Source organism: Streptomyces sp. NPDC014734 (assembly GCF_043083325.1).
GTDB lineage: Bacteria > Actinomycetota > Actinomycetes > Streptomycetales > Streptomycetaceae > Streptomyces.
On the sequence record NZ_JBIBYN010000023.1, the window covers coordinates 31,780 to 51,953 of the forward strand.

General features: G+C 71.1%; 21 protein-coding genes and 1 CRISPR repeat array. Of the genes, 8 read left to right on the plus strand and 13 right to left on the minus strand.

The window, feature by feature from the left end:
* Positions 1-595 (plus strand): tectonin domain-containing protein (locus ACF1CT_RS29450; RefSeq protein ID WP_391787012.1); only part of this gene is annotated, 595 nt, incomplete at its 5' end.
* Positions 596-725: 130 nt separating this feature from the next.
* Here ACF1CT_RS29450 and ACF1CT_RS29455 read toward each other — a convergent pair.
* Entirely contained in the window at positions 726-2,087 is a 1,362-nt protein-coding gene (locus tag ACF1CT_RS29455) for an MFS transporter (RefSeq protein ID WP_391787013.1), read from the minus strand.
* Positions 2,088-2,149: 62 nt separating this feature from the next.
* On the opposite strand from ACF1CT_RS29455, the gene ACF1CT_RS29460 reads away from it, so the two are divergent.
* Positions 2,150-3,103 carry a LysR family transcriptional regulator gene (locus tag ACF1CT_RS29460; RefSeq protein WP_391787014.1) on the plus strand — a complete coding sequence of 318 codons (954 nt, stop codon included), beginning with the start codon at positions 2,150-2,152 and terminating at the stop codon, positions 3,101-3,103.
* A gap of 217 nt (positions 3,104-3,320) precedes the next feature.
* On the plus strand, positions 3,321-4,520 hold the full coding sequence (locus ACF1CT_RS29465) for a hypothetical protein (protein ID WP_391787015.1): 1,200 nt from the start codon (positions 3,321-3,323) through the stop codon (positions 4,518-4,520).
* Positions 4,521-4,586: 66 nt separating this feature from the next.
* Here the strand turns inward: ACF1CT_RS29465 and helR are convergent, their stop codons facing one another.
* From helR to ACF1CT_RS29490, 5 genes are all read right to left on the minus strand, one after another.
* Positions 4,587-6,788 (minus strand): RNA polymerase recycling motor ATPase HelR, encoded by a 2,202-nt coding sequence (gene helR, locus ACF1CT_RS29470; RefSeq protein WP_391787110.1) that lies wholly within the window; start codon positions 6,786-6,788, stop codon positions 4,587-4,589.
* Between the two features lie 546 nt (positions 6,789-7,334).
* Positions 7,335-7,913 (minus strand): TetR family transcriptional regulator, encoded by a 579-nt coding sequence (locus ACF1CT_RS29475; RefSeq protein ID WP_391787016.1) that lies wholly within the window; start codon positions 7,911-7,913, stop codon positions 7,335-7,337.
* Positions 7,910-9,523, minus strand: a complete 1,614-nt coding sequence (locus tag ACF1CT_RS29480; protein ID WP_391787017.1) for an MFS transporter — start codon at positions 9,521-9,523, stop codon at positions 7,910-7,912. The genes ACF1CT_RS29475 and ACF1CT_RS29480 overlap by 4 nt, the downstream gene beginning before the upstream one ends.
* 113 nt (positions 9,524-9,636) lie before the next feature.
* Entirely contained in the window at positions 9,637-10,242 is a 606-nt protein-coding gene (locus ACF1CT_RS29485; RefSeq protein ID WP_391787018.1) for a hypothetical protein, read from the minus strand.
* Positions 10,243-10,371: 129 nt separating this feature from the next.
* Positions 10,372-10,566, minus strand: a complete 195-nt coding sequence (locus tag ACF1CT_RS29490; RefSeq protein ID WP_391787111.1) for a hypothetical protein — start codon at positions 10,564-10,566, stop codon at positions 10,372-10,374.
* Between the two features lie 177 nt (positions 10,567-10,743).
* Between ACF1CT_RS29490 and ACF1CT_RS29495 the strand changes: the two genes are divergently transcribed.
* The 3 genes from ACF1CT_RS29495 to ACF1CT_RS29505 all read left to right on the plus strand — a co-directional run bounded on the left by ACF1CT_RS29495 (position 10,744) and on the right by ACF1CT_RS29505 (position 12,279).
* On the plus strand, positions 10,744-11,580 hold the full coding sequence (locus ACF1CT_RS29495; protein ID WP_391787019.1) for a Scr1 family TA system antitoxin-like transcriptional regulator: 837 nt from the start codon (positions 10,744-10,746) through the stop codon (positions 11,578-11,580).
* Positions 11,577-11,786, plus strand: a complete 210-nt coding sequence (locus ACF1CT_RS29500; protein ID WP_391787020.1) for a DUF397 domain-containing protein — start codon at positions 11,577-11,579, stop codon at positions 11,784-11,786. Before ACF1CT_RS29495 ends, ACF1CT_RS29500 begins: the two co-directional genes overlap by 4 nt.
* 283 nt (positions 11,787-12,069) lie before the next feature.
* Complete coding sequence (locus ACF1CT_RS29505) at positions 12,070-12,279, plus strand: DUF397 domain-containing protein (protein WP_391787021.1); 210 nt, start codon at positions 12,070-12,072, stop codon at positions 12,277-12,279.
* Positions 12,280-12,395: 116 nt separating this feature from the next.
* Here ACF1CT_RS29505 and ACF1CT_RS29510 read toward each other — a convergent pair whose 3' ends face one another.
* Both ACF1CT_RS29510 and ACF1CT_RS29515 read right to left on the minus strand, forming a co-directional pair.
* Positions 12,396-12,857, minus strand: a complete 462-nt coding sequence (locus ACF1CT_RS29510) for an SUKH-4 family immunity protein (RefSeq protein ID WP_391787022.1) — start codon at positions 12,855-12,857, stop codon at positions 12,396-12,398.
* A 72-nt stretch (positions 12,858-12,929) separates the two neighbouring features.
* Positions 12,930-13,139: direct repeats of the CRISPR family, unit length 27 nt; unit sequence GACCATCCCCGCACACGCGGGGACCAC.
* A 272-nt stretch (positions 13,140-13,411) separates the two neighbouring features.
* Positions 13,412-14,173 (minus strand): alpha/beta hydrolase family protein, encoded by a 762-nt coding sequence (locus tag ACF1CT_RS29515; RefSeq protein ID WP_391787023.1) that lies wholly within the window; start codon positions 14,171-14,173, stop codon positions 13,412-13,414.
* Between the two features lie 103 nt (positions 14,174-14,276).
* Here ACF1CT_RS29515 and ACF1CT_RS29520 point away from each other — a divergent pair, with 103 nt between their 5' ends.
* Both ACF1CT_RS29520 and ACF1CT_RS29525 read left to right on the plus strand, forming a co-directional pair.
* Complete coding sequence (locus ACF1CT_RS29520; RefSeq protein ID WP_391787024.1) at positions 14,277-15,431, plus strand: adenosine deaminase; 1,155 nt, start codon at positions 14,277-14,279, stop codon at positions 15,429-15,431.
* Positions 15,432-15,576: 145 nt separating this feature from the next.
* On the plus strand, positions 15,577-15,894 hold the full coding sequence (locus tag ACF1CT_RS29525; protein WP_391787025.1) for a hypothetical protein: 318 nt from the start codon (positions 15,577-15,579) through the stop codon (positions 15,892-15,894).
* A gap of 96 nt (positions 15,895-15,990) precedes the next feature.
* Here ACF1CT_RS29525 and ACF1CT_RS29530 read toward each other — a convergent pair whose 3' ends face one another.
* The 5 genes from ACF1CT_RS29530 to afsQ1 all read right to left on the minus strand — a co-directional run bounded on the left by ACF1CT_RS29530 (position 15,991) and on the right by afsQ1 (position 19,997).
* Positions 15,991-16,191, minus strand: a complete 201-nt coding sequence (locus ACF1CT_RS29530) for a PspC domain-containing protein (RefSeq protein ID WP_391787026.1) — start codon at positions 16,189-16,191, stop codon at positions 15,991-15,993.
* A 91-nt stretch (positions 16,192-16,282) separates the two neighbouring features.
* A complete protein-coding gene (locus ACF1CT_RS29535) occupies positions 16,283-16,831 on the minus strand; it encodes a VanZ family protein (protein ID WP_391787027.1) in 549 nt (182 codons plus the stop codon).
* A 243-nt stretch (positions 16,832-17,074) separates the two neighbouring features.
* On the minus strand, positions 17,075-17,752 hold the full coding sequence (locus ACF1CT_RS29540; protein WP_391787028.1) for a hypothetical protein: 678 nt from the start codon (positions 17,750-17,752) through the stop codon (positions 17,075-17,077).
* A complete protein-coding gene (locus ACF1CT_RS29545) occupies positions 17,752-19,323 on the minus strand; it encodes an ATP-binding protein (protein WP_391787029.1) in 1,572 nt (523 codons plus the stop codon). The genes ACF1CT_RS29540 and ACF1CT_RS29545 overlap by 1 nt, the downstream gene beginning before the upstream one ends.
* Complete coding sequence (afsQ1, locus tag ACF1CT_RS29550) at positions 19,320-19,997, minus strand: two-component system response regulator AfsQ1 (protein ID WP_391787112.1); 678 nt, start codon at positions 19,995-19,997, stop codon at positions 19,320-19,322. Before afsQ1 ends, ACF1CT_RS29545 begins: the two co-directional genes overlap by 4 nt.
* Between the last annotated feature and the right edge of the window lie 177 nt (positions 19,998-20,174).

A 20,174-nucleotide genomic window follows, 5' to 3' on the forward strand; every position in this document is an offset into this window, starting at 1 on the left:
CAACAACGACGCGAGTCCGTGGGTGCAGATCCCGGGTGCGTTGACGGACATCGGCGCGGCCGCGGACGGCACGGTGTGGGGGGTGAACGCGGCGGGGAACATCTACCGCTACACGGGCGACGGGAGCGCCACCCACTGGAAGCAGATCCCGGGAGCCCTGGCCCGCATCTCGGCGGGGTCGCGGACGAATGTGTGGGGGGTGAACGCGGCGGGGAACATCTACCGCTACACCAACAACGACGCGAGTCCGTGGGTGCAGATCCCGGGTGCGTTGACGGACATCGGCGCGGCCGCGGACGGCACGGTGTGGGGGGTGAACGCGGCGGGCAACGTCTACCGCTACACGGGCGACGAGAGCTCCACCCACTGGAAGCTCGTCTCGGGCGCCCTGGCCCGCATCTCGGCCGGGTCCCGGACGAACGTCTGGGGCGTCAACTCGGCCGGGAACCTCTACCGCTACACCAACAACGACGCGAGTCCCTGGGCCCAGGTCGCCGGAAACGGCAGCGACATCGGTGCGGGCGCCGACGGCACCGTCTGGCACGTCAACGCGGCGGGGAACATCTACCGCTACACCGGGGACCAGCCCAGCTGACTCCCCCCGCACGGCAGTCGAACGCGGGTTCCCCCGGTCCTGAGAACGGAGGAACCCGCTGTGTGACTCCGCCGTCGACGACGTGCGAGGAAACCCGCACGCCGACGCGCACCCCCGTTCAGTTCCGCTTTCAGCTCTGCGGGGAGACCACCGGCACCGGCCGCCGCCGTGCGGCGCGCGCCGCGGCCCGCGAGCCGTACAGCGTGATCGAGACCACGCCGAGGACCGCGAGCAGCCCCAGCGACACCGTCCCCGCCCAGCCCCCGGCGTGGAAGGCGACCGCGCCGAGTGTGCCGCCCGCGCTGGAACCCAGGTAGTAGGCGGACTGGTACAGCGCCGACGCCTGCGCCCGGCCCCTCGTCGCGGTACGGCTCACGGACGAGGAGGCGACCGCGTGCCCGGCGAAGAAGCCCGCGGTGATCAGCACCAGACCGAGCAGGACGGTGGTCAGATCGTCGGCGAGCGAGAGCAGGAGTCCGGCGGCGGTGGTGGAGACGGCGAGGTACAGGGCGCCCCGGCGGCCCAGCCGCTCGACAAGCTTGCCGGCCGCGGCCGAGGAGACCGTGCCGACCAGGTAGACGAGGAAGATCGACCCGACGACACCCTGCGGAAGGCCGAACGGCGCCTCCACCAGCCGGTAGCCGATCACCGTGTACACGGCGCCGAACACCGTCATGAACAGCGCGCCGATCGCGTACAGCCGCCGCAGCAACGGATCGGCGAGATGCCCGACGACCGTCTTCGCCAGCGCCTTCGGGTTCAGCGACCCGGGGGTGAAGTGCCGGGCCCGGGGGATCAGGAGGTGGAAGGCCACCGCGCAGGCCGCGGCCAGCAGCCCGACCGCGCCCAGCGCCGCCCTCCAGCCCCACAGTTGGGCGATCCAGCCGGTGAGGATGCGGCCGCTCATCCCGCCGATGCTGTTACCGGCCACGAACAGTCCGATCGCGGCCACCAACGCCTTGGGCCGCACCTCCTCCGCCAGGTACGCCATCGCGGAGGCGGGCAGTCCGGCCAGTGCCGCGCCCTGGACGGCGCGCAGCGCGATCAGCCAGCCCAGCGAGGGCGCGAAGGGCACGAGCAGCCCGACCAGCACGGCGACCGTCAGCGAGGCGGTCATCATCTGCCGCCGCCCGAACCGTTCGGAGAGCGCGCTGAGCGGCAGCACGCACAGCGCCAGCGCGCCGGTCGCGGCGGAGACCGTCCAGCTCGCCTGCCCGGCCGTGGCGCCCAGCGAGGAGGAGACGGCCGGCAGCAGGGCCTGTGTGGAGTAGAGGAGCGCGAAGGTCGCGACCCCCGCGGCGAAGAGCGCGAGGCTCATCCGGCGATATCCGGGGCGGCCCGGTGCGAGACGGTCCGGCGCCGAGGGGCCTGCGGTCGCGGCGGAGGCGGAGGGGCCGGCGGTGGCGGCGGCGCGGTCCGGGTCGGCGACGGGGGACGGCTGGGGCGAGGCGGCCACGACGATCGTGGACGCCCCGGTACTGGCAGGAGGCATGCTCCGAACGTAGGCCTCCCGGTTTCATGCGTCCAATGCATGAAACCGCAATAATCAATCCCATGGCGCATGAACGCAGCTCACAGCCACGGCTGTCACCGAGTAGTTACGAAGAAGACATTCGCGCCGTCCTCGCGCCGCGGCTCGCGCACTTCGAGGCGGTCGCCCGCCACGAGCACGTCACCCGGGCCGCGCACGAGCTGGGCATCCCGCAGTCGACCCTCTCGCGGGCGATGGTCAGGCTCGAACAGGACCTGGGAGTCGCCCTGTTCGCCCGCAAGGGCCGTACCGTCTCCCTCACCCCCGCGGGCCGCACCTTCCTGGGCTCGGCCGAGCGGGCTCTTGCCGAGGTCGAGAAGGCCGCGGACTCGGTACGGGCCGACGCCGACCCGGCCACCGGCAAGGTCGCCTTCGGCTTCCTGCACACCATGGGCTCCGAGACCGTGCCCGCCCTGCTCCGCGCCTTCCGTGCCGATCACCCCCGGGTCCGTTTCCAGCTCGTGCAGAACTACGGGGAGGCGATGCTCGAACGTCTCCGCGCCGGCGGCCTCGACCTCTGCCTCACCTCACCCGTCCCGGACGCCCCCGACCTGGTCGCCCGCCGCCTCGACGAACAGCGGCTGCGCCTCGTCGTCCCCGAGGACCACCGGCTCGCCTCGCGCCGGCGCATCCGGCTGGCGGAGGCCGCGGACGAGAAGTTCGTCACCCTGGAACCGGGGTACGGCCTGCGCCGGATCACCGACGACCTGTGCGCGCAGGCGGGTTTCACCCCGCGCGTCGCCTTCGAGGGCGAGGAGGCGGAGACGCTGCGCGGGCTCGTCGCGGCGGGCCTCGGCGTGGCCCTGCTGCCGCCGCCCGCGGTGGCCCGCCCCGGCGTCGTCGAACTCACCGTCACGGCGCCGAGGGCGGCCCGCGAGATCGGCGTCGCCTGGCTGGACGGCCACCCGGACACGCCTCCGGTGGCCGCCTTCAAACGCTTCCTGCTGTCGCGCCGGGGCCACCTGCTGCCTGATTGACCCCGTACGGGGCCGCCCCGCCGGCCGGGCGTTCTGCGGTCCTTGCCGTCTTCGCCGTCCCTGCCGTCCCTGCCACCCCTGCCGTCCCTGCCGTCCCTGCCGTTCTGCTGTGCTGCTGGTCGGCCGACAGGACGGCAGGACGGCCGGACACCGTACGGGGCCAGTCGGCTGCCCGCCCAGTCGCCCGGCCGCGTGCACGACCGGGGAGAATGCCCGGATGACGAGCCCGGATTCCGTGTCCTCCGCCGCCGCGGAGCCCCCGTCCCCGCCGTCCCGGCCGGCCGGGGGGCGTGGCGGCGCGTGGTTCACCGGTCTCGTCGGTCTCGCGTTCGTCGTCGGGGCTGCCGTGTTCATGTTCGGCCTCCTGCCCGCCTCGCGCGCCGACCACCGGGACTACACGGCCGCGACCGCCTGCCCGGTGGAAGAGCCGGGGAAGCCGCGGGCGTCGCGGGAGCCGGACCGCGACTGCCTGGCCGAATCGCCCGCCGTGGTCGTCCGTACGGAATCCGGGCGGCGTGGCAGGTCCACCTACCGGTACCTGTTCCTCACCGCGCCCCCCTCGCCCACCGCGTCCGTCGCGGGCGATGGCGCGGCGCGCGAGTTCCGGCTGGAGATGAGCAGCGGTTCCCCGGTCTTCGGTGCCGTGACGGCGGGCGACCGGGTGAGGGTGACGTACTGGCGCGGCGAGGCCCGTTCGGTCGCCTTCGGACACCTGCGACAGGGCACCGGCGCCGTCCCGGGCGGCGCCCGCCGCCTGTTCCTCGCGGCGGGGCTCGCGATGCTGATGCTGGGTGCCGCGTTCCTCTGGGGCGGCTACTGGTGGGCCCGCCGGTCGGCCGACTCGCCCGCGCTGGACCCGTGGCAGATCAGAGTCCCCACCGGCGCGTTCCTGTGCCTCGCCGGGGCCGGGGCGGTGGCCGCGTTCGCCACGGACTCCGTCCCGGCCGTGCTGATGACGACGGTCGTCGCGGCGCTGGTCATCGCTGTGCCGACCGTGCTGATCATCCGCCGCCGACTGCGCCGCACCACGGACACCATGACCGTCGTGCCGCGCGTGCCCGAAGGCGAACGCTGCCTGCGCGCGCTGGTCCTCGGTGATGTGCCGTACAGCGTCGACGGCTTCGACCACCTGGTGATCGGCCCCGGTCTGCTCGCCGCCACCCCCGACCCGACCGGCCGGGTGGCCCGCCGCCGCCTTCCGTCCTCGCTGACCCCGGTCCGGGTCCGTCCGCCGTACCGCACCGACCCGGGCGCCGCCGCGCTGAACGGTCTGCGGGTGGTGGAGTGCCGCGACGGCACGACCCCGGTGGTCATCGCCGCGACGGCGGACGACGTGCCCTGGATTCTGGGGGCGCTGCGGAGCCGGGACGCGGATGCCTCGCAGGGCCGGGACGGCTTTCGAGCCGGGGAGCGATAGGGGGTCGCGAGCCCGCCCTCTGTCGCTCCCCGGCTCGTTGGGCGGCGGTGGTCGGTCCGTCCGGCGTCAGGGGCTCGTGAGGACGACGAGCTGCCGGGTCGCCCTGGTCATCGCGACATAGCGGTCGACCGCTCCTTCGATGCCCTTGCCTCCCTCGACGCCTTCCCCTCCGTCCACGCTCCTGCCTCCGTCCACGCCCCCGCCGAACGCCTCCGGGTCGACGAGGACGACCAGGTCGAATTCGAGCCCCTTCGACAGCTCCGGGGTCAGCGAACGGACGCGGGGCGTCGCCCGGAAGGCGGGATCGCCGATGACGCAGGCGATCCCGTCGGTGTTCTCGGCGAGCCAGGCGTCGAGGACCGCGTCCAGGTCCGCGATGGATCCGTGCCGGACGGGTACGCCGGCGGAACGGATGGAGGTCGGCACGTTGGCATCCGGGAGCACGGCGCGGATGACCGGCTCGGCCTCCGCCATGACCTCCTCCGGCGTCCGGTAGTTGATGGTCAGGGTGGCCAGGTCGATCCGGTCGAACCCGATCCGCTCCAGCCGGTCCCGCCACGACTCCGTGAACCCGTGCCTGGCCTGGGCCCGGTCCCCGACGATGGTGAAGCTCCGGGACGGGCACCGGAGCAGCAGCATCTGCCACTCCGCGTCGGTGAGTTCCTGGGCCTCGTCCACCACGACGTGGGCGAACGGGCCGGCGAGCAGGTCCGGTTCGGTGCCGGGCAGCGCGTCCCCGTCGACCAGGGTGTCCCGCAGGTCCTGCCCGTGCAGCATCGTCACCGCGCCCTCGCCGTCGGGGTCCGCCGCGAGCAGGTTGTCGATGACCTTGGTCATCTGCTCGCGCTCGGCGGCCACCGCGGCGTTGTGCCGACGTCTGCGCCGGGCCGTCTCCGGGTCGCCGAGCCGTTGCCGTGCCGCGTCCAGGAACGGCAGGTCGGACACCGTCCAGGCCTGAGCGTCGCCGCGTTGCAGCTTCGCCACGTCGTCGGGGCCGAGCCAGGGAGCGCACATCCGCAGGTAGGCGGGGACCGACCACAGGTCACCGACGAGGTCCGCCGCTTCGAGCAGCGGCCACGCCCGGTCGAAGGCCCCGAGCAGTTCCCTGTTCTGCAGCAGTGCCCTGCGGACCAGCGCGGCCGGTGCGTCGCCGTCGTACCGGTCCTCCAGGATCGTGAGCAACTCCTCCCGGACCTGCTCGCGCGCCTCGTTGTGCGGAACACCGGGGTCCGCCGCGTCGAACGCCACGGCCCAGTCACGGGCGCCCAGCGGGATGTCGCTGCCGTGGACGGTGACCGCCATGCCCCGGGCGGGCGGTTCCTCGTAGAACCTGACGGCCGTCTCGATCGCCTCGACCAGCTTCGCGGAAGACTTCAGGCGGGCCACGTCGGGGTCGGTCTCGGCCGTCGCCGCGGCCCCCTCGGCGACGAGGTCCCGCAGGATGCACGTCTGCACCCCCTCCTCCCCGAGGCTGGGGAGGACATCGGCGACATAGGCAAGGTAGGGCCGGTGCGGGCCGACGAACAGCACGCCGCCCCTGCGGTGCCCGAGACGGGGGTCGGAGTGGAGGAGGTAGGCGGAGCGGTGCAGGGCGACGACGGTCTTCCCGGTCCCCGGGCCGCCGTCGACGACGAGCGCGCCGCGGGAGCCCGCCCGGATGATGGCGTCCTGGTCGGCCTGGATGGTGCCGAGCACGTCCCGCATCCGCGCCGACCGGTTGCCGCCCAGACTGGCGATGAAGGCGGACTGGTCGTCGAGCGCGGCGTGCCCGACGATCCCGTCCGGGGTGAACACCTCGTCCCAGTAGTCGCTGATCCGGCCACCGGTCCAGCGGTACCTGCGGCGGCTCGCCAGCCCCATCGGGTTGGCGTGGGTGGCGCCGAAGAACGGCTCGGCCGCGGGGGAGCGCCAGTCGATCAGCAGCCGACGGCCCGCACGGTCCGTCAGGCCGAGCCGTCCGACGTACACGGGCTCGGAGCCGTCCGCGCCGACCATGTGCCCGAGGCACAGGTCCAGCCCGAAGCGGCGCAGCGTGCGCAGCCGGCCGGTCAGCCGGTGGACCTCCAGATCCCGTTCCATCGCCTCCCGGCCGACACCGCCGGGTGCCCTGCGCGCCTCCGCGAGACGCTCCGACAGCTCGGCGATCGTCCGGTCCAGGCACTCGGCGATGGCCGCGAAGCGCTGCCGGTCGTCGGCGATCAGCTTGGGGGCGGCCTTGGGGGAGAGGCGGTCGGGAAGGGCGAACGCGTCGGTGGGCAGGGGGGTCATGGGGGTCATGCGGAGGGGCTCCGATCTGGGGTTGCTTGCGGCCGGGCCACGCGGCGTGCCGCCCGACGGCCCCGGAGCCGTCGTCGTTCGTTCATCATTCCCGTCGTCGTTCCGGTCGCCGTTCCGTCGGCGGCCCGGGTGCCGGTCAGGTCGTCGGTCCGGCCACCGGTCCGGTCGCGGGGAACGCAGGTGTGGCGCGAGCACGTCGCGGCTCCCACGTCCACGGATTCCGGCCTCGACCCGAGATTCTGCGTCACGACGGGGGCCTTGCCGCAAGGCCCCCGGTGCGCTATACGTTGAGAGTGGAAAGGAGCAAAGAAGTCTCCTTTCCTTTTTTCTTTTCCGCCGCTCCCTGTTTTCCCTGCCGCGATGACCGGCTTCGCCTCGATGTCAGTCCGATCGACGGCAGCATCGAGGCCGAACTCACAAGGATGCCCGGACTCTGCGCGACGAGAAACCGAAGCCTTGGCAGGTCTTTCGTACGATTGCGATGGTGCTGCGGCGAAGGCGCGGCCCGTCCGGCGGCGAGCGGGACCGGGCTCGTGCTCAGCGCCCGCTCAGCAGCGTGTCCCGCAGCAGGTCGACGAGGTCCTCGTGCTCGGCCCCGGCCAGTGCGTCGAACGCCCCCGAGTGGCGGCCCAGCAGTATCCCGGAAACGGCCGCGACCACCATTTCGGCCCGCAGCTGCGGCCGGTCCAGCCCCTCCCGTACGAAGCGCTCGTGCAACGGCTCGACCAGCCGGGCGTGCAGCGCCGCACGCGTGGCGTCCTGTGCCCTCGGGTCACTGAGCGGCTGCACCGCCACCTGGAGCAGCGGAACGGGACCGCGCCGGTCGGACCGTTCGAAGATCTGGTGCAGCCGGTCCGGGTCGAAGAGGTCGGCCGGTGTCTCGTCGCCCTGCTCCGCCTGGAGCGCGGCGACGTACAACAGGGTCTTGTTGCCGAAGTAGCGGGCGATCAACGCCGGGTCCACGCCGGCGCGTTCGCCGATGTCGCGGATCGTCGTACGGTCGAAACCACGCTCGCCGAACAGTTCGCTCGCGGCCCGCAGCAGCAGTTCGCGGCTGCGGGCCGAGTCGCGACGGCGTGCCGGTGCCGTCCCGTTCACCGTTCCGCCCTCGCTCACCGCTCCACCTCCGCGCGCGTCTCCGCCGTCGCGCCCGGTCCTGGATTCCGTCCGGACACCGAGCCGTCGGAGCTGTCGGAGGCGCCGGAGCCGTCGGAGCCGTCGGAACCGCCGGGGCCGCTTGAGGTGCCGGAACCGTCGGAGCCGCTTGAGGTGCCGGGGCCGCCCGTCCCGACCGCCGGGCTCATGGCCACGGTGCTCCCGGCCGTCCGCGACGGGGTGCGCGCGAACGACCGGAGCAGGATCAGCCCGACCACAGCGGTCGCGGCCCACACTCCCGACCCGAGCAGCCCGGTCGTGCGGTAGCCGTCGCCGGAGGGCAGACTCCGGCCGGGCGCGGTGGCGGCCTGGAGGACCATGGCGCTGAGCGCGCTGCCGGCCGAGTAACCGATGTACTTCACGACCTGATTGAAACTCATCGCGCTGCCCGTCTCATGCGCAGGTACCCCGCCGACGATCAGCCCGGGCGTGATCGCGAAATTGAAGCCGACACCGAGCCCGGCCACGGCCATGGTGACGAACACACCCCACAGGGCTCCCCGGGCGAACACGAAGGTCAGCATGGACACGAGGGAGATCACACAGCTCAGCGGCAGGAGCCGGGCGAGCGGCTGGGTACGGGCGAGGAGCCGCACCACACGGCCGGCCACCAGACTCGCTACCGAGAACGGCACCAGGACCAGTCCGGTGACGACGATCGAGGCCCCGAATCCGTACCCGGCGTCCGTCGGCGTCTGCACGTACCGGGTCACCGACGAGATCAGCAGGTACATCCCGACGCCGCCCATCAAGGTGGTCAGGTGGGCGGCGAGGACCACTCGGTCCCGGACGAGGCGCAGTTCCACCAGGGGATGTTCGGTGCGCAGCTCGTGCAGCACCCAGCCACCCAGCAGGAACACCGACACGGCGACCAGGACGAGCAGCCGCGCCGACCCCCAGCCCCAGTGCTCCCCCTGGCTGAGCGTGAACAGCAGCCCCGACATGCCGAGGGCCAGCAGTACCGCACCCGGTATGTCCATCGGCCGTGCCGGACGGCTCGGCGGAACGGGGATCACGAGGACGGCGGCGACCAGGGCCAGCGCCGTGGCGATCGCCGCGAACCAGAACCCGGCGTACATCCCCAGGTACTCCGCGAGCAGCCCGGTGACGGGGTAGCCGAGGCCGACCCCGGCGGCGGTCGTCAGCGAGAGCGTCGCCAGCGCCGACCGTGCCCGTTCCGGCGGCAGGGAGTCGCGGGCGGTCGCGATCGCCAGCGGAACGAGCCCCATCCCGGCCCCCTGAAGAGCCCGGCCCACGATCAGGCACGCGAAACCCAACGGCAGCGCCGCCAGCAGACTGCCCAGCAGCACCACGACGAGACCGGTGAGGATCACCTTCCTGCGGTGCGGGCCGTCGCCCAGACGCCCCATGGCCGGAGTGGCGACGGCCCCCACCAGCATCGTGACCGTCAGCGACCACTGGGCGCCGGAGACGGAGACGTGATCCACGTCCGCGATGGTCGGGATCAGCGGGGCACCCAGACTGCTGATGATCGCGACCAGCATGCCGAGCGAGACCAGCACGGGGACCAGGGCCCGCTGCCGCCGGGAGGACGTGGATATCGGAGGCAACGGACCGGCCCATCCCCTCGTGTGGTGTCACTCGTGCATGTCGTGACACTCATGTCATCATCTGATGTCTTCGTCTGATGACCGCGAGTATGGCACTCGTTCCCCGACCCCGGCTACGGGCGGTCCACGACCGTCACCCGGCGCAGCTCCCGGTGGAGACGGGAGGCGAGCAGGCCGGGGATGCGGGGTTCGTCGTATGCGGAGAGGCAGTCGTTCTCGGAGGCGTGCCAGCCGCGGGCCGTGAGGGTGTAGACGGTCCCCGACACCCCGTGGAGCCGAGGTTTTCGCACCCGCAGGACGGCGTGCTCGTTCCTCCGCAGGAACGGGCACTGCCGGACGGAGACCCGTGCGTGCTCGGCGCACAGCGGCGGCATGGAGGTGATCGACCTCTCCGGCCAGGTCGGCGGCGAGTCCGCGCGCCGCCAGTCGAGGAACAGCCACCCCTGCTCGTTCCGGTCGGCGGGTCCGCCGCACACCTGGCACAGCATCCGCTCCATGCACACACGCTGCCGTTGGGGGTTCATGCAGTCGTACAGAACGCGCCCACCCGGGGACTCCCGTACACGCACCCACAGGTTTCCGTGGTGATCCCGGTCGGTGGAGCGGGTGTTCCGATACGCGATCCGGGGCCCCTTGCTGCCGAATTCGACAGTCAACTCCGAGGTGCGGCCGGGGAGGTCACTGTCCCGTGAGGCCACATAGGGGGCCAGGAGCGGCATGCGGGTCTCCTTTCGATGTGCGCCCTTCGGCGGGCGAGGTCGTCGAGCCCGCACGCCGATCGACGAGCCCGGTGCGGGTGAACTCCGATGTCGTGAAGGGACGTTCGGTACTCCTCTTCTCCCTCCCCCTCACAACAACTCGCCACGACTGCGGGCGTTCGCCCGGGCCGTCTCCGCGCGAAGCCGTTCCGACGAGGTGAGTCGGCGAACACACTCCGGCGGGGCCTCCCACTCGGTCCCGCCCCGGACCGGCCGCAACGACCAATACGGTCCGGCCACCCCACGGAACTCGCCGACGCGGTCGCCGTGTCCGGTGTCGGCCATGAGCGTGCCGGGAGCCGGGACATGCGGGGATTTCTTCCCGTTCGAGGGAACGTGCTCAACGGGCACCACCACTGCGCTCCTCTCCGTAATGATTCCCTTACCGAGGCGGCTCAGCGTGGTCTACCGTCAGGAACCATTCAACGTGCCGCAGGAGGACGAAAGGTTGGTGATAATCCGTTGAATCGCAAGGAGTTGGATCCGGAAAGCTCTCCCCAGGCGGCCTTCGGGGCGCGTCTGCGCAGCTCGCGGGAGGGGCGCGGCTGGACGCAGGAGGAACTGGCCGAACGGATGGGATATTCCAGTACGCATATTTCCTCGGTCGAAACTGGTCGGAAGCTTCCGACCTTGCGTCTTTCGCGCAGTGCGGACCGCGTCTTCGGGACCGAGGGCACCGCTGACACGTTCGAACGTCAGTGGCGCGAGATCCGGCACGGCGCGATGCTGGAGGGCTTCCCCGAGTACGTCGGGCACGAGGGCAGGGCGGCGGAGATCCGCCTGTACGAAGTGGGTGTCATTCCCGGGCTGCTCCAGACGCCCGAATACGCGACGGTCCTCGCGGAGAGCGCGGTCAAGCGGGGCGCGATCACGAGCGACCAGGCGAGTGAGCGGGTCTCGCTCGTGGTGGAGCGTCAGGCCACACTCGTGCGGATGCCCCCACCCCTGGTCCTGGTGGTGCTGGACGAGAGCTGCCTCCGGCGACCCGTGGGTGGATCCGCCGTGATGGACGGGCAGTTGGCGCGCCTGATCGAGTTCGCGGAGCTGCCGAACACCGTCCTCCAGATCGCCCCGTTCGACATGGGAGAGCACCGCCCCTTCGACCTGCCGGTAACTCTCGTGACGCTGCCGGACCGCCAGTTGATGTCGTACGCGGAGTCCGCCCAACGAGGCCATCTCGACCGGGAAAGCGTGTCGGTACTACCGCTGTTGACGGCCTACCATCAGCTACAGGCCGAGGCGTTGTCCCAAGCGGCGTCCGTGGCCATGATCAGCCAGTTACGAAAGGGCTCCCCGTGACGACCGAATCCCCCCGTTGGTTCACGTCCTCCTACAGCAACAACGGCGGCCAGTGCATCGAGGTCGCCGTCAACCTCGTCGCGGCGCGCGGCGTGGTCCCCGTCCGTGACTCGAAGAATCCGAGCGGTCCGGTGCTGGACCTTTCGGCCGGTGCGTTCACCTCCTTCGTGGCAGGTGTCAAGTCCGAAGAGTTCGCGGCCAACTGACCAACCGGCGTCATACGTACCGGTCCTGGCGGCCCCATCGCGCGGAACGCATGCGCGGTGGGGCTCCTTGTTGGGTCGGTACGCCGAGTGGCCATGAACACGCATGGCGCGACCGCTGGAGCGAACCCGGCTGGACACAACAAGAGTTATGCCCCGAAGCCCTTTCGGCCGGGAAGAGCCTCGGTCCGTACCCCGGCGGCGGCCTACCATCGACTTGATGCTGAGGCATTGTCCCGAGCGACACCTGTATCCGCCTGATCAGCCAGTTGCGAAAGGGCTCCCCGTGACGACCGAATCCCCCCGTTGGTTCACGTCCTCCTACAGCGACAACGGTGGCGCCTGCGTCGAGGTCGCCGTCAATCTCGTCGCCGCGCGCGGCGTGGTCCCCGTCCGTGACTCGAAGAATCCGAGCGGTCCGGTGCTGGATTTTTCGGCCGGTGCGTTCGCCTCTTTCGTGGCGGGTGCCAAGTCCGGTGATCTCACGCTCAACTGACGAACCGTCACTATCCGTACCGGTACTGGCATCGGCCCCATCGCGCGGAACGCGTGCGCGGTGGGGCTCCCCGCTTCAGGAGAACGGGAGTGGGCGCCCACCGATGGACTGTGCGCTCACACGCTCATGCCGTAACCCAGCTCCTCGGCGGCAATGCACCAGAAGGAGCTCTCGTCGGCAACCGCCTCGGTATCGAGGGCCTCGAACCGTGTCACCAACGCCTCGGTCAGCGCGTCGGCGGCCTCCTCCGCCCGGTCCACGGCTTCGTCCTCGTCGAGATCGTCGCCGGGCCCCTCGTACGCGGCGGCCTCGGTGGCGGCCTCGGCATAGGCCCGGTCGAAGGCGACGAACGCCTCGACGCCGGAGTTCACCAGGTGTGGAACGCCGTCCTCCGGCAAGCCCCACAGCGAGCCGTCGTCACGACGCACGCCGAGCGCGCTCGCCCCCGGGTCGACCGCGACCAGGGCATACCGCGCACCGTCCACCGCGCGTTCCGTGAAAGGGGGAATCTGCCAGGTCCCGGGGTAGGGGCAGTGAGTGCACCCGGCGAGGAGCGAGGCGAGTTCGGCATCGTTCATGAGGAGAACCTAGCTGGCACCACCGACACTTCACCCTGCTCCATGTCCTGGGCCATCCCCTCGTTGTCAGGAGACCATCCCCGCACACGCGGGGACCACCGAATGAACACCGAACCGCCCGACCGGGAAGAGGGACCATCCCCGCACACGCGGGGACCACTCCGCGTCGGTACTCGCCTGGTCCCAGCCCCACGGACCATCCCCGCACACGCGGGGACCACGCAGCAGCTGCCCGTCCGTGAATCCGATGCGCAGGACCGTCCCCGCACACGCGGGGACCACACTAAATGACCTGGGGTTTTATCGCGGGAAGGCGCGGTTTTCACTTACTTCCACGAACCTCGGCAACCGGCTCGCATCGCCCATGTGCTTCTCCTCGCGTCCCGGAAGACAGTAGCTCGACGGAACAGACTTGAGAGGCGTAAGCCGGTTGTCCCACAACGACATCCGCCGGTCTGCTCCCGCCACCGCCACCGCAATGTCTCCGCCCGTACTGTCCTGCACCTGCCGACATCGACGCGCGTTCCATCCCCAACCGCCGCTCCCTGATGCCCTCACCCCCGCAGCGTCTTCCCGAACCCCGCCGCGAGGGGCATGCGCAGGCCCAGTGGCGGCGGGGCCGCCAGGGCATCGGCGACCGGGCGGGAGTAGGCGTGGCCGAAGAGGGAGCCGAGGACGAAGTCCGTTGCCAGGGAGGTGACTTCGAAGCGGTGCTGACGCAGGGCGTGGCCGTCGGAGTGGACCTCGAAGCGGCAGGTGTCGCGGTTGGTCTTCTTGGCGCGTTCGGCCAGTCGGAAGGAGAGTTCGGGGTCGGTGCGGGCGTCGTTGGTGCCGTGGACGATCAGGACCCGGCGGTCGAGCAGGTGCTTGACCGGTTCCGGGTCGCGCGCATCGTCCTCGGGCAGCCAGGGAGCCATCGCCAGAACGGAGTTGACCGCCTCGTGGCCGCCCGCCCGGAGGGCCGCGCGCCCGCCCATGCCGTGGCCGGCGAGGCAGACGGGGACGTCGCCGTAGCGTCGTACGACCTCGTCGGCGGCCCATTCGGCGTCCGCCGCGAGGTCCGCGTCGGGCGCGTTCCAGCCGCGGTGGCGGTAGCGGACCACGTGCACGGTGAGGTCGTCCGCCCGGCCCGCGCGGGCCAGGGCCCGGGCCAGGGGTAGTTGGAGGGCGTACGAGAGGGGGGAGGGGCGGCGGTGCGAGTCGGGTCCGCCGTCCGGGAGCAGCAGGACGACGCCGCTGACCGCAGTCGGTGTTCCGGCCGTGCCGATGGCCCGTCCCAGCCTCGCGGCAGGCAGGGTGAGTGCGCGCTGTGCCATGACAGAACAGTGTCAGAAGGACGGGTGTACTCCACCCGTCCTCGCGGTCACTGTTACGTATCGACAAGCGGTGATCTACGCGCGTAGGCGTTAGAGTACCCAGATGACGAGCCCCACCCCGCACGTGCCCGGCCGGGATCAGATCCGGCGCGCCCCGAAGGTCCTTCTCCATGACCACCTCGACGGTGGTCTCCGCCCGGGAACGATCGTCGACCTCGCTCTCGCGAGCGGATACGACGGACTTCCCGAGACCGAACCCGACAAGCTCGGCATCTGGTTCCGCGAGGCGGCGGATTCCGGATCGCTGGAGCGCTATCTGGAGACGTTCGCGCACACCTGCGCCGTCATGCAGACCCGTGAGGCCCTGGTCCGGGTGGCCGCCGAATGCGCCGAGGACCTGGCCGCGGACGGTGTGGTGTACGCGGAGGTGCGGTACGCCCCCGAACAGCACCTCGAAGCCGGACTGACCCTGGAAGAGGTCGTCGAGGCGGTCAACGAGGGCTTCCGCGAGGGTGAGCTGCGGGCCAGGCAGGACGGGCACCGCATCCGCGTCGGAGCCCTTCTCACCGCGATGCGGCACGCCGCCCGCTCCCTGGAGATCGCGGAACTCGCCAACCGCTACCGCGAACAGGGAGTCGTCGGCTTCGACATCGCGGGCGCGGAGGCGGGCTTCCCGCCCACCCGGCACCTCGACGCGTTCGAGTACCTCAAGCGCGAGAACAACCACTTCACCATCCACGCGGGCGAAGCCTTCGGCCTGCCGTCGATCTGGCAGGCCATCCAGTGGTGCGGTGCCGACCGGCTCGGCCACGGTGTCCGCATCATCGACGACATCGAGGTCTCCGAGGACGGCGGCGTGAAGCTGGGCCGCCTCGCCTCCTACGTACGGGACAAGCGCATCCCGCTGGAGCTGTGCCCGACCTCCAACCTCCAGACCGGGGCCGCCGCCTCGTACGCCGAGCACCCCATCGGACTGCTGCGGAAGCTGCATTTCCGGGCCACCGTGAACACGGACAACCGGCTGATGAGCGGCACGAGCATGAGCCACGAATTCGAGAAGCTGGGCGAGGCTTTCGGATACACGCTCGACGACATGCAGTGGTTCACCGTCAATGCGATGAAGTCCGCGTTCATTCCTTTCGATGAACGTCTGGCGATGATCAATGAGGTGATCAAGCCCGGCTATGCCGAGCTGAAGTCGGAGTGGCTCTTCCAGCAGACGGCTGCGACCAGCGTTTCTTCCGCCTCTGCGGGCTGATCGACACGGCGTGGAAGACGGTCGGGTCCCCGGAATTCCGAGGATTTCCCGGCCGTTTTCCGTGTCGGGGTTGTTTGCGGAAGCGGTAGTGGGCTGACTACGTTTCGGAGCCGCTCACACCCCCTTCCCCAAGGATGAATTTCACATGAAGCAGTCTGCTGCCAGGACCCTCGGTGCCGCCGTTCTCGGTGCCGCTTTCGCCGCTGCCGCCGCGGGTACCGCTTCCGCCGCCGTGCTGCCGGCCGATGTCGCGGGCACCGCCCTGCCGGTCGCCGGTGCGGCGCTGGGCAACGCGACCAAGACCCTGCCGGTCGACGACACGGCCACCAAGCTCCTCGGCACCGGCCAGCAGAAGCTCGTCGGCGGCGTCACCGGCCCGGTCAAGGGCCTCCTCGGTGGTCTGCCCGCGGGCGGCCTGAACACCGCCGGCGGTTCGGTCAACGGGCTCCCGCTCGGCGGCTGAGCCCGTACCGGCCGTACGGAACGTCTGCGGCGCACGCCTGTGGGGCGGGTACCCGAGTCCGGGTACCCGCCCCACAGGCGTGTCGTGCGCTGGGTGTCACCAGGCGGTGGACGCCGTCTTTTCCGCCGGGAACAGCACCCACAGCGCCAGGTAGAGCAGGCACTGCGGCCCCGGCAGCAGGCAGGAGACCAGGAAGATGATGCGCATGGTTCCCGCGGAGGTGCCGAAGCGCCGTGCCAGCGCCGCGCACACTCCGCCGATCATGCGTCCGTCACGGGGGCGGGCGAGTCCGGCCATGGTGGCTCCTTCGTGAACCGTTGCGGGGAGCCGTTCCGTCGTGCTCCCGATGCATCCATGGTCGCCCGGCAAACCGGGGCGAAGCGTCGCTCTATGGTGCCATTCCGACCCTGGGAATCGTCGGGGTCGAGCCCCGGACCGTCTCGTCCTCCGAGCGGGGGGCCTCCCTGATCCGCTGCCGCTTCCTGCGGCGCAGCCGCGCCCGGCACATGGGCACGACCAGAAGATGGGCCAGCGCCACTCCGGTGGTGTTCAGCAGCAGGGAGTCGACGTCGACGCGCTGTCCGGGCACCCCGGTCTGGCCCAGTTCGATGGCCAGCGAGATCATCGCCCCCGCCGCGACGGTACGGGCCATCGAGGCCCAGGGAGAGACGGTGAGGCGCCCCCCGGCCATCGGCAGCAGGACGCCGAGCGGAGCGAGCAGCAGCAGCCCCTTGCCGATCCGACGGGTCGCCTCGACGGGGCCGAGGGACAGATCCGCCCTGATCCCGGCGAAGGGTTGCAGGTTCGAGGCGGTCATCCAGGGCACATCGAGCGGACGCAGGGTCAGCCACCCGACGAACAAAAGATGCGCGAGGAGGAGAACGACCCCGGCCGCGCGGAAACGGATGACAGTTTCACTGTCCGAACCTTGACGCACGTCACCCAAGACGCGCCGAGCGGCAGGATCGGTTCCGCCCGCCGGGAACGCGGCACACGAAACGCGGCACGCGGCACGCGACATGCGACATGCGACGGGAGGCAGGAGGCGGAGAACGGGGAGGGGCGGGGAGGGGAGGGGCGTATCGGGCGCCGGTTGTGGCCGGGGCGGGCCCCGGACCCGGGCGCGGAGGGCGGGCCCGGCGCGGACGTGCGGTCCGGTCGCCCGCCTGCGTCCCGGTGCTCAGCCGCCGCCCGTTCCCGCTCCGGAGCCCAGACCCGTTCCCGTTCCCGGTTCCGTTCCCGGTTCCGAATCCGTGCTCGGCAGCGTGACCGCCCGCGGCTTGGCCTTCGTCTCCGCGGTGCAGAGATAGTCGTGCGCCGGGTACTTTCCGGGCCCGCCCAGCACCACGGTGCCCCCGGGAGCGAGCGTCGTGCTCTTCGCGTACGTGCACACGATCTGCGCGAGCGCCTCGGCCGGCAGGTCCTCCGGCTGTTCGCCGAGCCGCAGCGTGTACCGCGAGTCGCCGCTGCGGGCCGGGCCGACCCGCAGCTGCTCCGGGACCGCCGTGGTGAACCCGGCCTGCCGCTCCTCGGCGGTCGGTTTCTGCGACAACTCCGCGAGGAGCGCCCGGGCGAGCTCGACCCGGTTCGATTCCGATGCCGTCCCGTCGACCCGCACGGCACGGTCCACGGTGGCCAACTGCGAGGAACAGAGCAGATAGATCTGCACGGGTACGCCCCGGAGGGCCTGCGTGGTCACGTCGTCCGGGGACATCGTGCACGGCACCTGGGAGGGTGCGGGCCCGGCGTCCACCGGCACCGAGGTGGTTCTGATCCCGCAGCCCGCGGCCAGTGCCGCCGCGAGCACGGCACCGGCCACGGCCGTCACCGTACGGCGGGCCCGGTGGTTGCTGGCCATCACGTCGCGTCGTCCTCCTCGCCCCGGGCGCCGGAGTCACGATCCCCGGTCGCGCCGCCGGGACCGTCCGGGTCGTCGTCGCCGGAACGGGTGAGCCGTTCGGCATCGCGCGGCAGGCGGAGCACGAACACCGCCCCGTCGCCGTCCGGCGAGTTCGAGGCCGTGATGTCACCGCCGTGGATGTGCGCGTTCTCCATCGCGATGGACAGCCCGAGACCGCTGCCGTCGGAACGCGGCCGGGAGGCGCTGGCCTTGTAGAAGCGGTCGAAGACATGCGGCAGCACGTCCTCGGGGATGCCGGGACCGTGGTCGCGGACCTCGATGACCAGTTCGTCGCCCTCGGTCCGCACCGCGACCCGTACCGGTGAACCGCCGTGCTTCAGCGCGTTGCCGATCAGGTTCGCCAGGATCACATCGAGCCGGCGCGGATCCAGACGGACCAACATGCCGCGCTCCGCGTCCAGATCCACCGCGTCCAGCCAGGCGCGGGCGTCGATGCAGGCGGTGACCTGGTCGGCGACGTCGACGGTGTCGAGGACGAGACGGGCCGTGCCCGCGTCGAAGCGGGTGACCTCCATCAGGTTCTCCACCAGGTTGTTCAGGCGCCGGGTCTCGCTCACCACCAGATGCACCGCGGGCGCGATCATCGGGTCGAGGCCGTCCGCCTCGTCCTCCAGCACCTCGGTGACGGCGGTCAGTGCGGTGAGCGGGGTGCGCAGTTCGTGCGACATGTCGGCGACGAACCGCCGGCTCGCCTCGTCCCGCGCGCTCATGTCCGCGACCCGCTTCTCCAGCGAACTTGCCGTCCTGTTGAACGTCCGGGAAAGGTCGGCGAGTTCGTCGGTGCCGGACACCACGAGCCGGGTGTCGAGTTTGCCCTCGCCGAGCTTGCGCGCGGCATCGCCGAGCCGTCGCACGGGCCGCAGGACCGTCGTCGCCGCGGCCTGTGCCAGCAGCGCCGAGCCGATCAGGGCGAGCGCGGTGGCGATCCCCAGCGACCAGGCCAGCGAGTTCAGGTCCTGCCGCTCCTGGTCGAGCGACTTCAGCAGGTAGCCGGTCGGGCCACCGCCGATGATCCGCGTGCCGCCCACCAGGTACGGCGCCCCGCCGATGCTGATCCGCTGCCAGAACAGGTGGTACTCGTACTTGTTGCCGGGCCCCACCTTCTGCTTCTCCGTGACCGCCTTCTGCAAGGAGCGCGGCACGTTGTCGAGCGTGAAGGAGTCCAGGTCGGAGTTGCCGACGATCGGCTTGCCGGTGTCCCGCTCGTCGACCAGCAGCACGCTGTAGCCGGGCGAACTGCTCGCCATCTGCACGGCGGCGTTCTGCAGATCGTCCTTGGTGGGCCGCAGCGGCAGCGACGCCGCCCGGTTCTGCATCTCCTGGCGGAAGTCCCCGAGCGCCGCGTCCTGGGTGCGGGTCAGCACGGCCTCACGGTTCAGCCAGTACGCGATTCCCGAGGCGGACACCGCGGCGGTGAGCGCCACCAGCCCGAACACGACGGCGAGGCGCAGGCGCAGGCTCGTCCAGCGGAGCCCGGTGAGCAGGCCCCGAACAGCGGCGGCAGTCACTGAGGCGAGTCCAGCCGATAGCCCACGCCCCGAACGGTACGGATCAGGGTCGGTGAGGACGGCACGTCCTCGACCTTGGCGCGCAGCCGCTGGACACACGCGTCCACCAGCCGGGAATCACCGAGGTAGTCGTGCTCCCAGACCAGACGCAGCAACTGCTGCCGCGACAGGGCCTGACCGGGACGGCGGCTCAGTTCCAGCAGAAGCCGCAGTTCGGTCGGTGTGAGCTGGAGATCCTCGCCGTTCTTGGTCACCGTCATCGCGGACCGGTCGATCACCACGTTCCCGAACACCGCGGAGTCGGTGGACTCGCGCTCCCCGCGGCGCAGCACCGCCCGGATGCGCGCGTCCAGCACCCTGCCCTGCACGGGCTTCACCACGTAGTCGTCGGCGCCGGACTCCAGGCCGACCACGACGTCGATGTCGTCGCTGCGCGCGGTCAGCAGGATGATCGGCAGCTGGTCGGTGCGCCGGATGCGCCGGCACACCTCGAAGCCGTCGATGCCGGGCAGCATCACGTCCAGCACGATCAGATCCGGCCGCTGCTCGCGCAGCAGTTTCAGGCCGTCCTCTCCCGTCGCCGCGGTGGCCACACGGTGGCCCTGGCGTGACAGCGAGAGTTCGAGGGCCGTGCGGATGGAATCGTCGTCCTCGATCAGCAACAGGAAAGGCACGCTGGTCATTCTGACCCATGGTGGAGCCTCAGTTCGACCGTTGACGCCGACTCGTGCGCCCGGCGCACCGAAGGCACGGGCACGACAGGCCCTGTGACAGGCCTGTGACAGTCGAGGGACAGCGTGATGAAACTGCCCCGGCAAGCTCATTGGCACACGGAACGATCCGGACTCCAC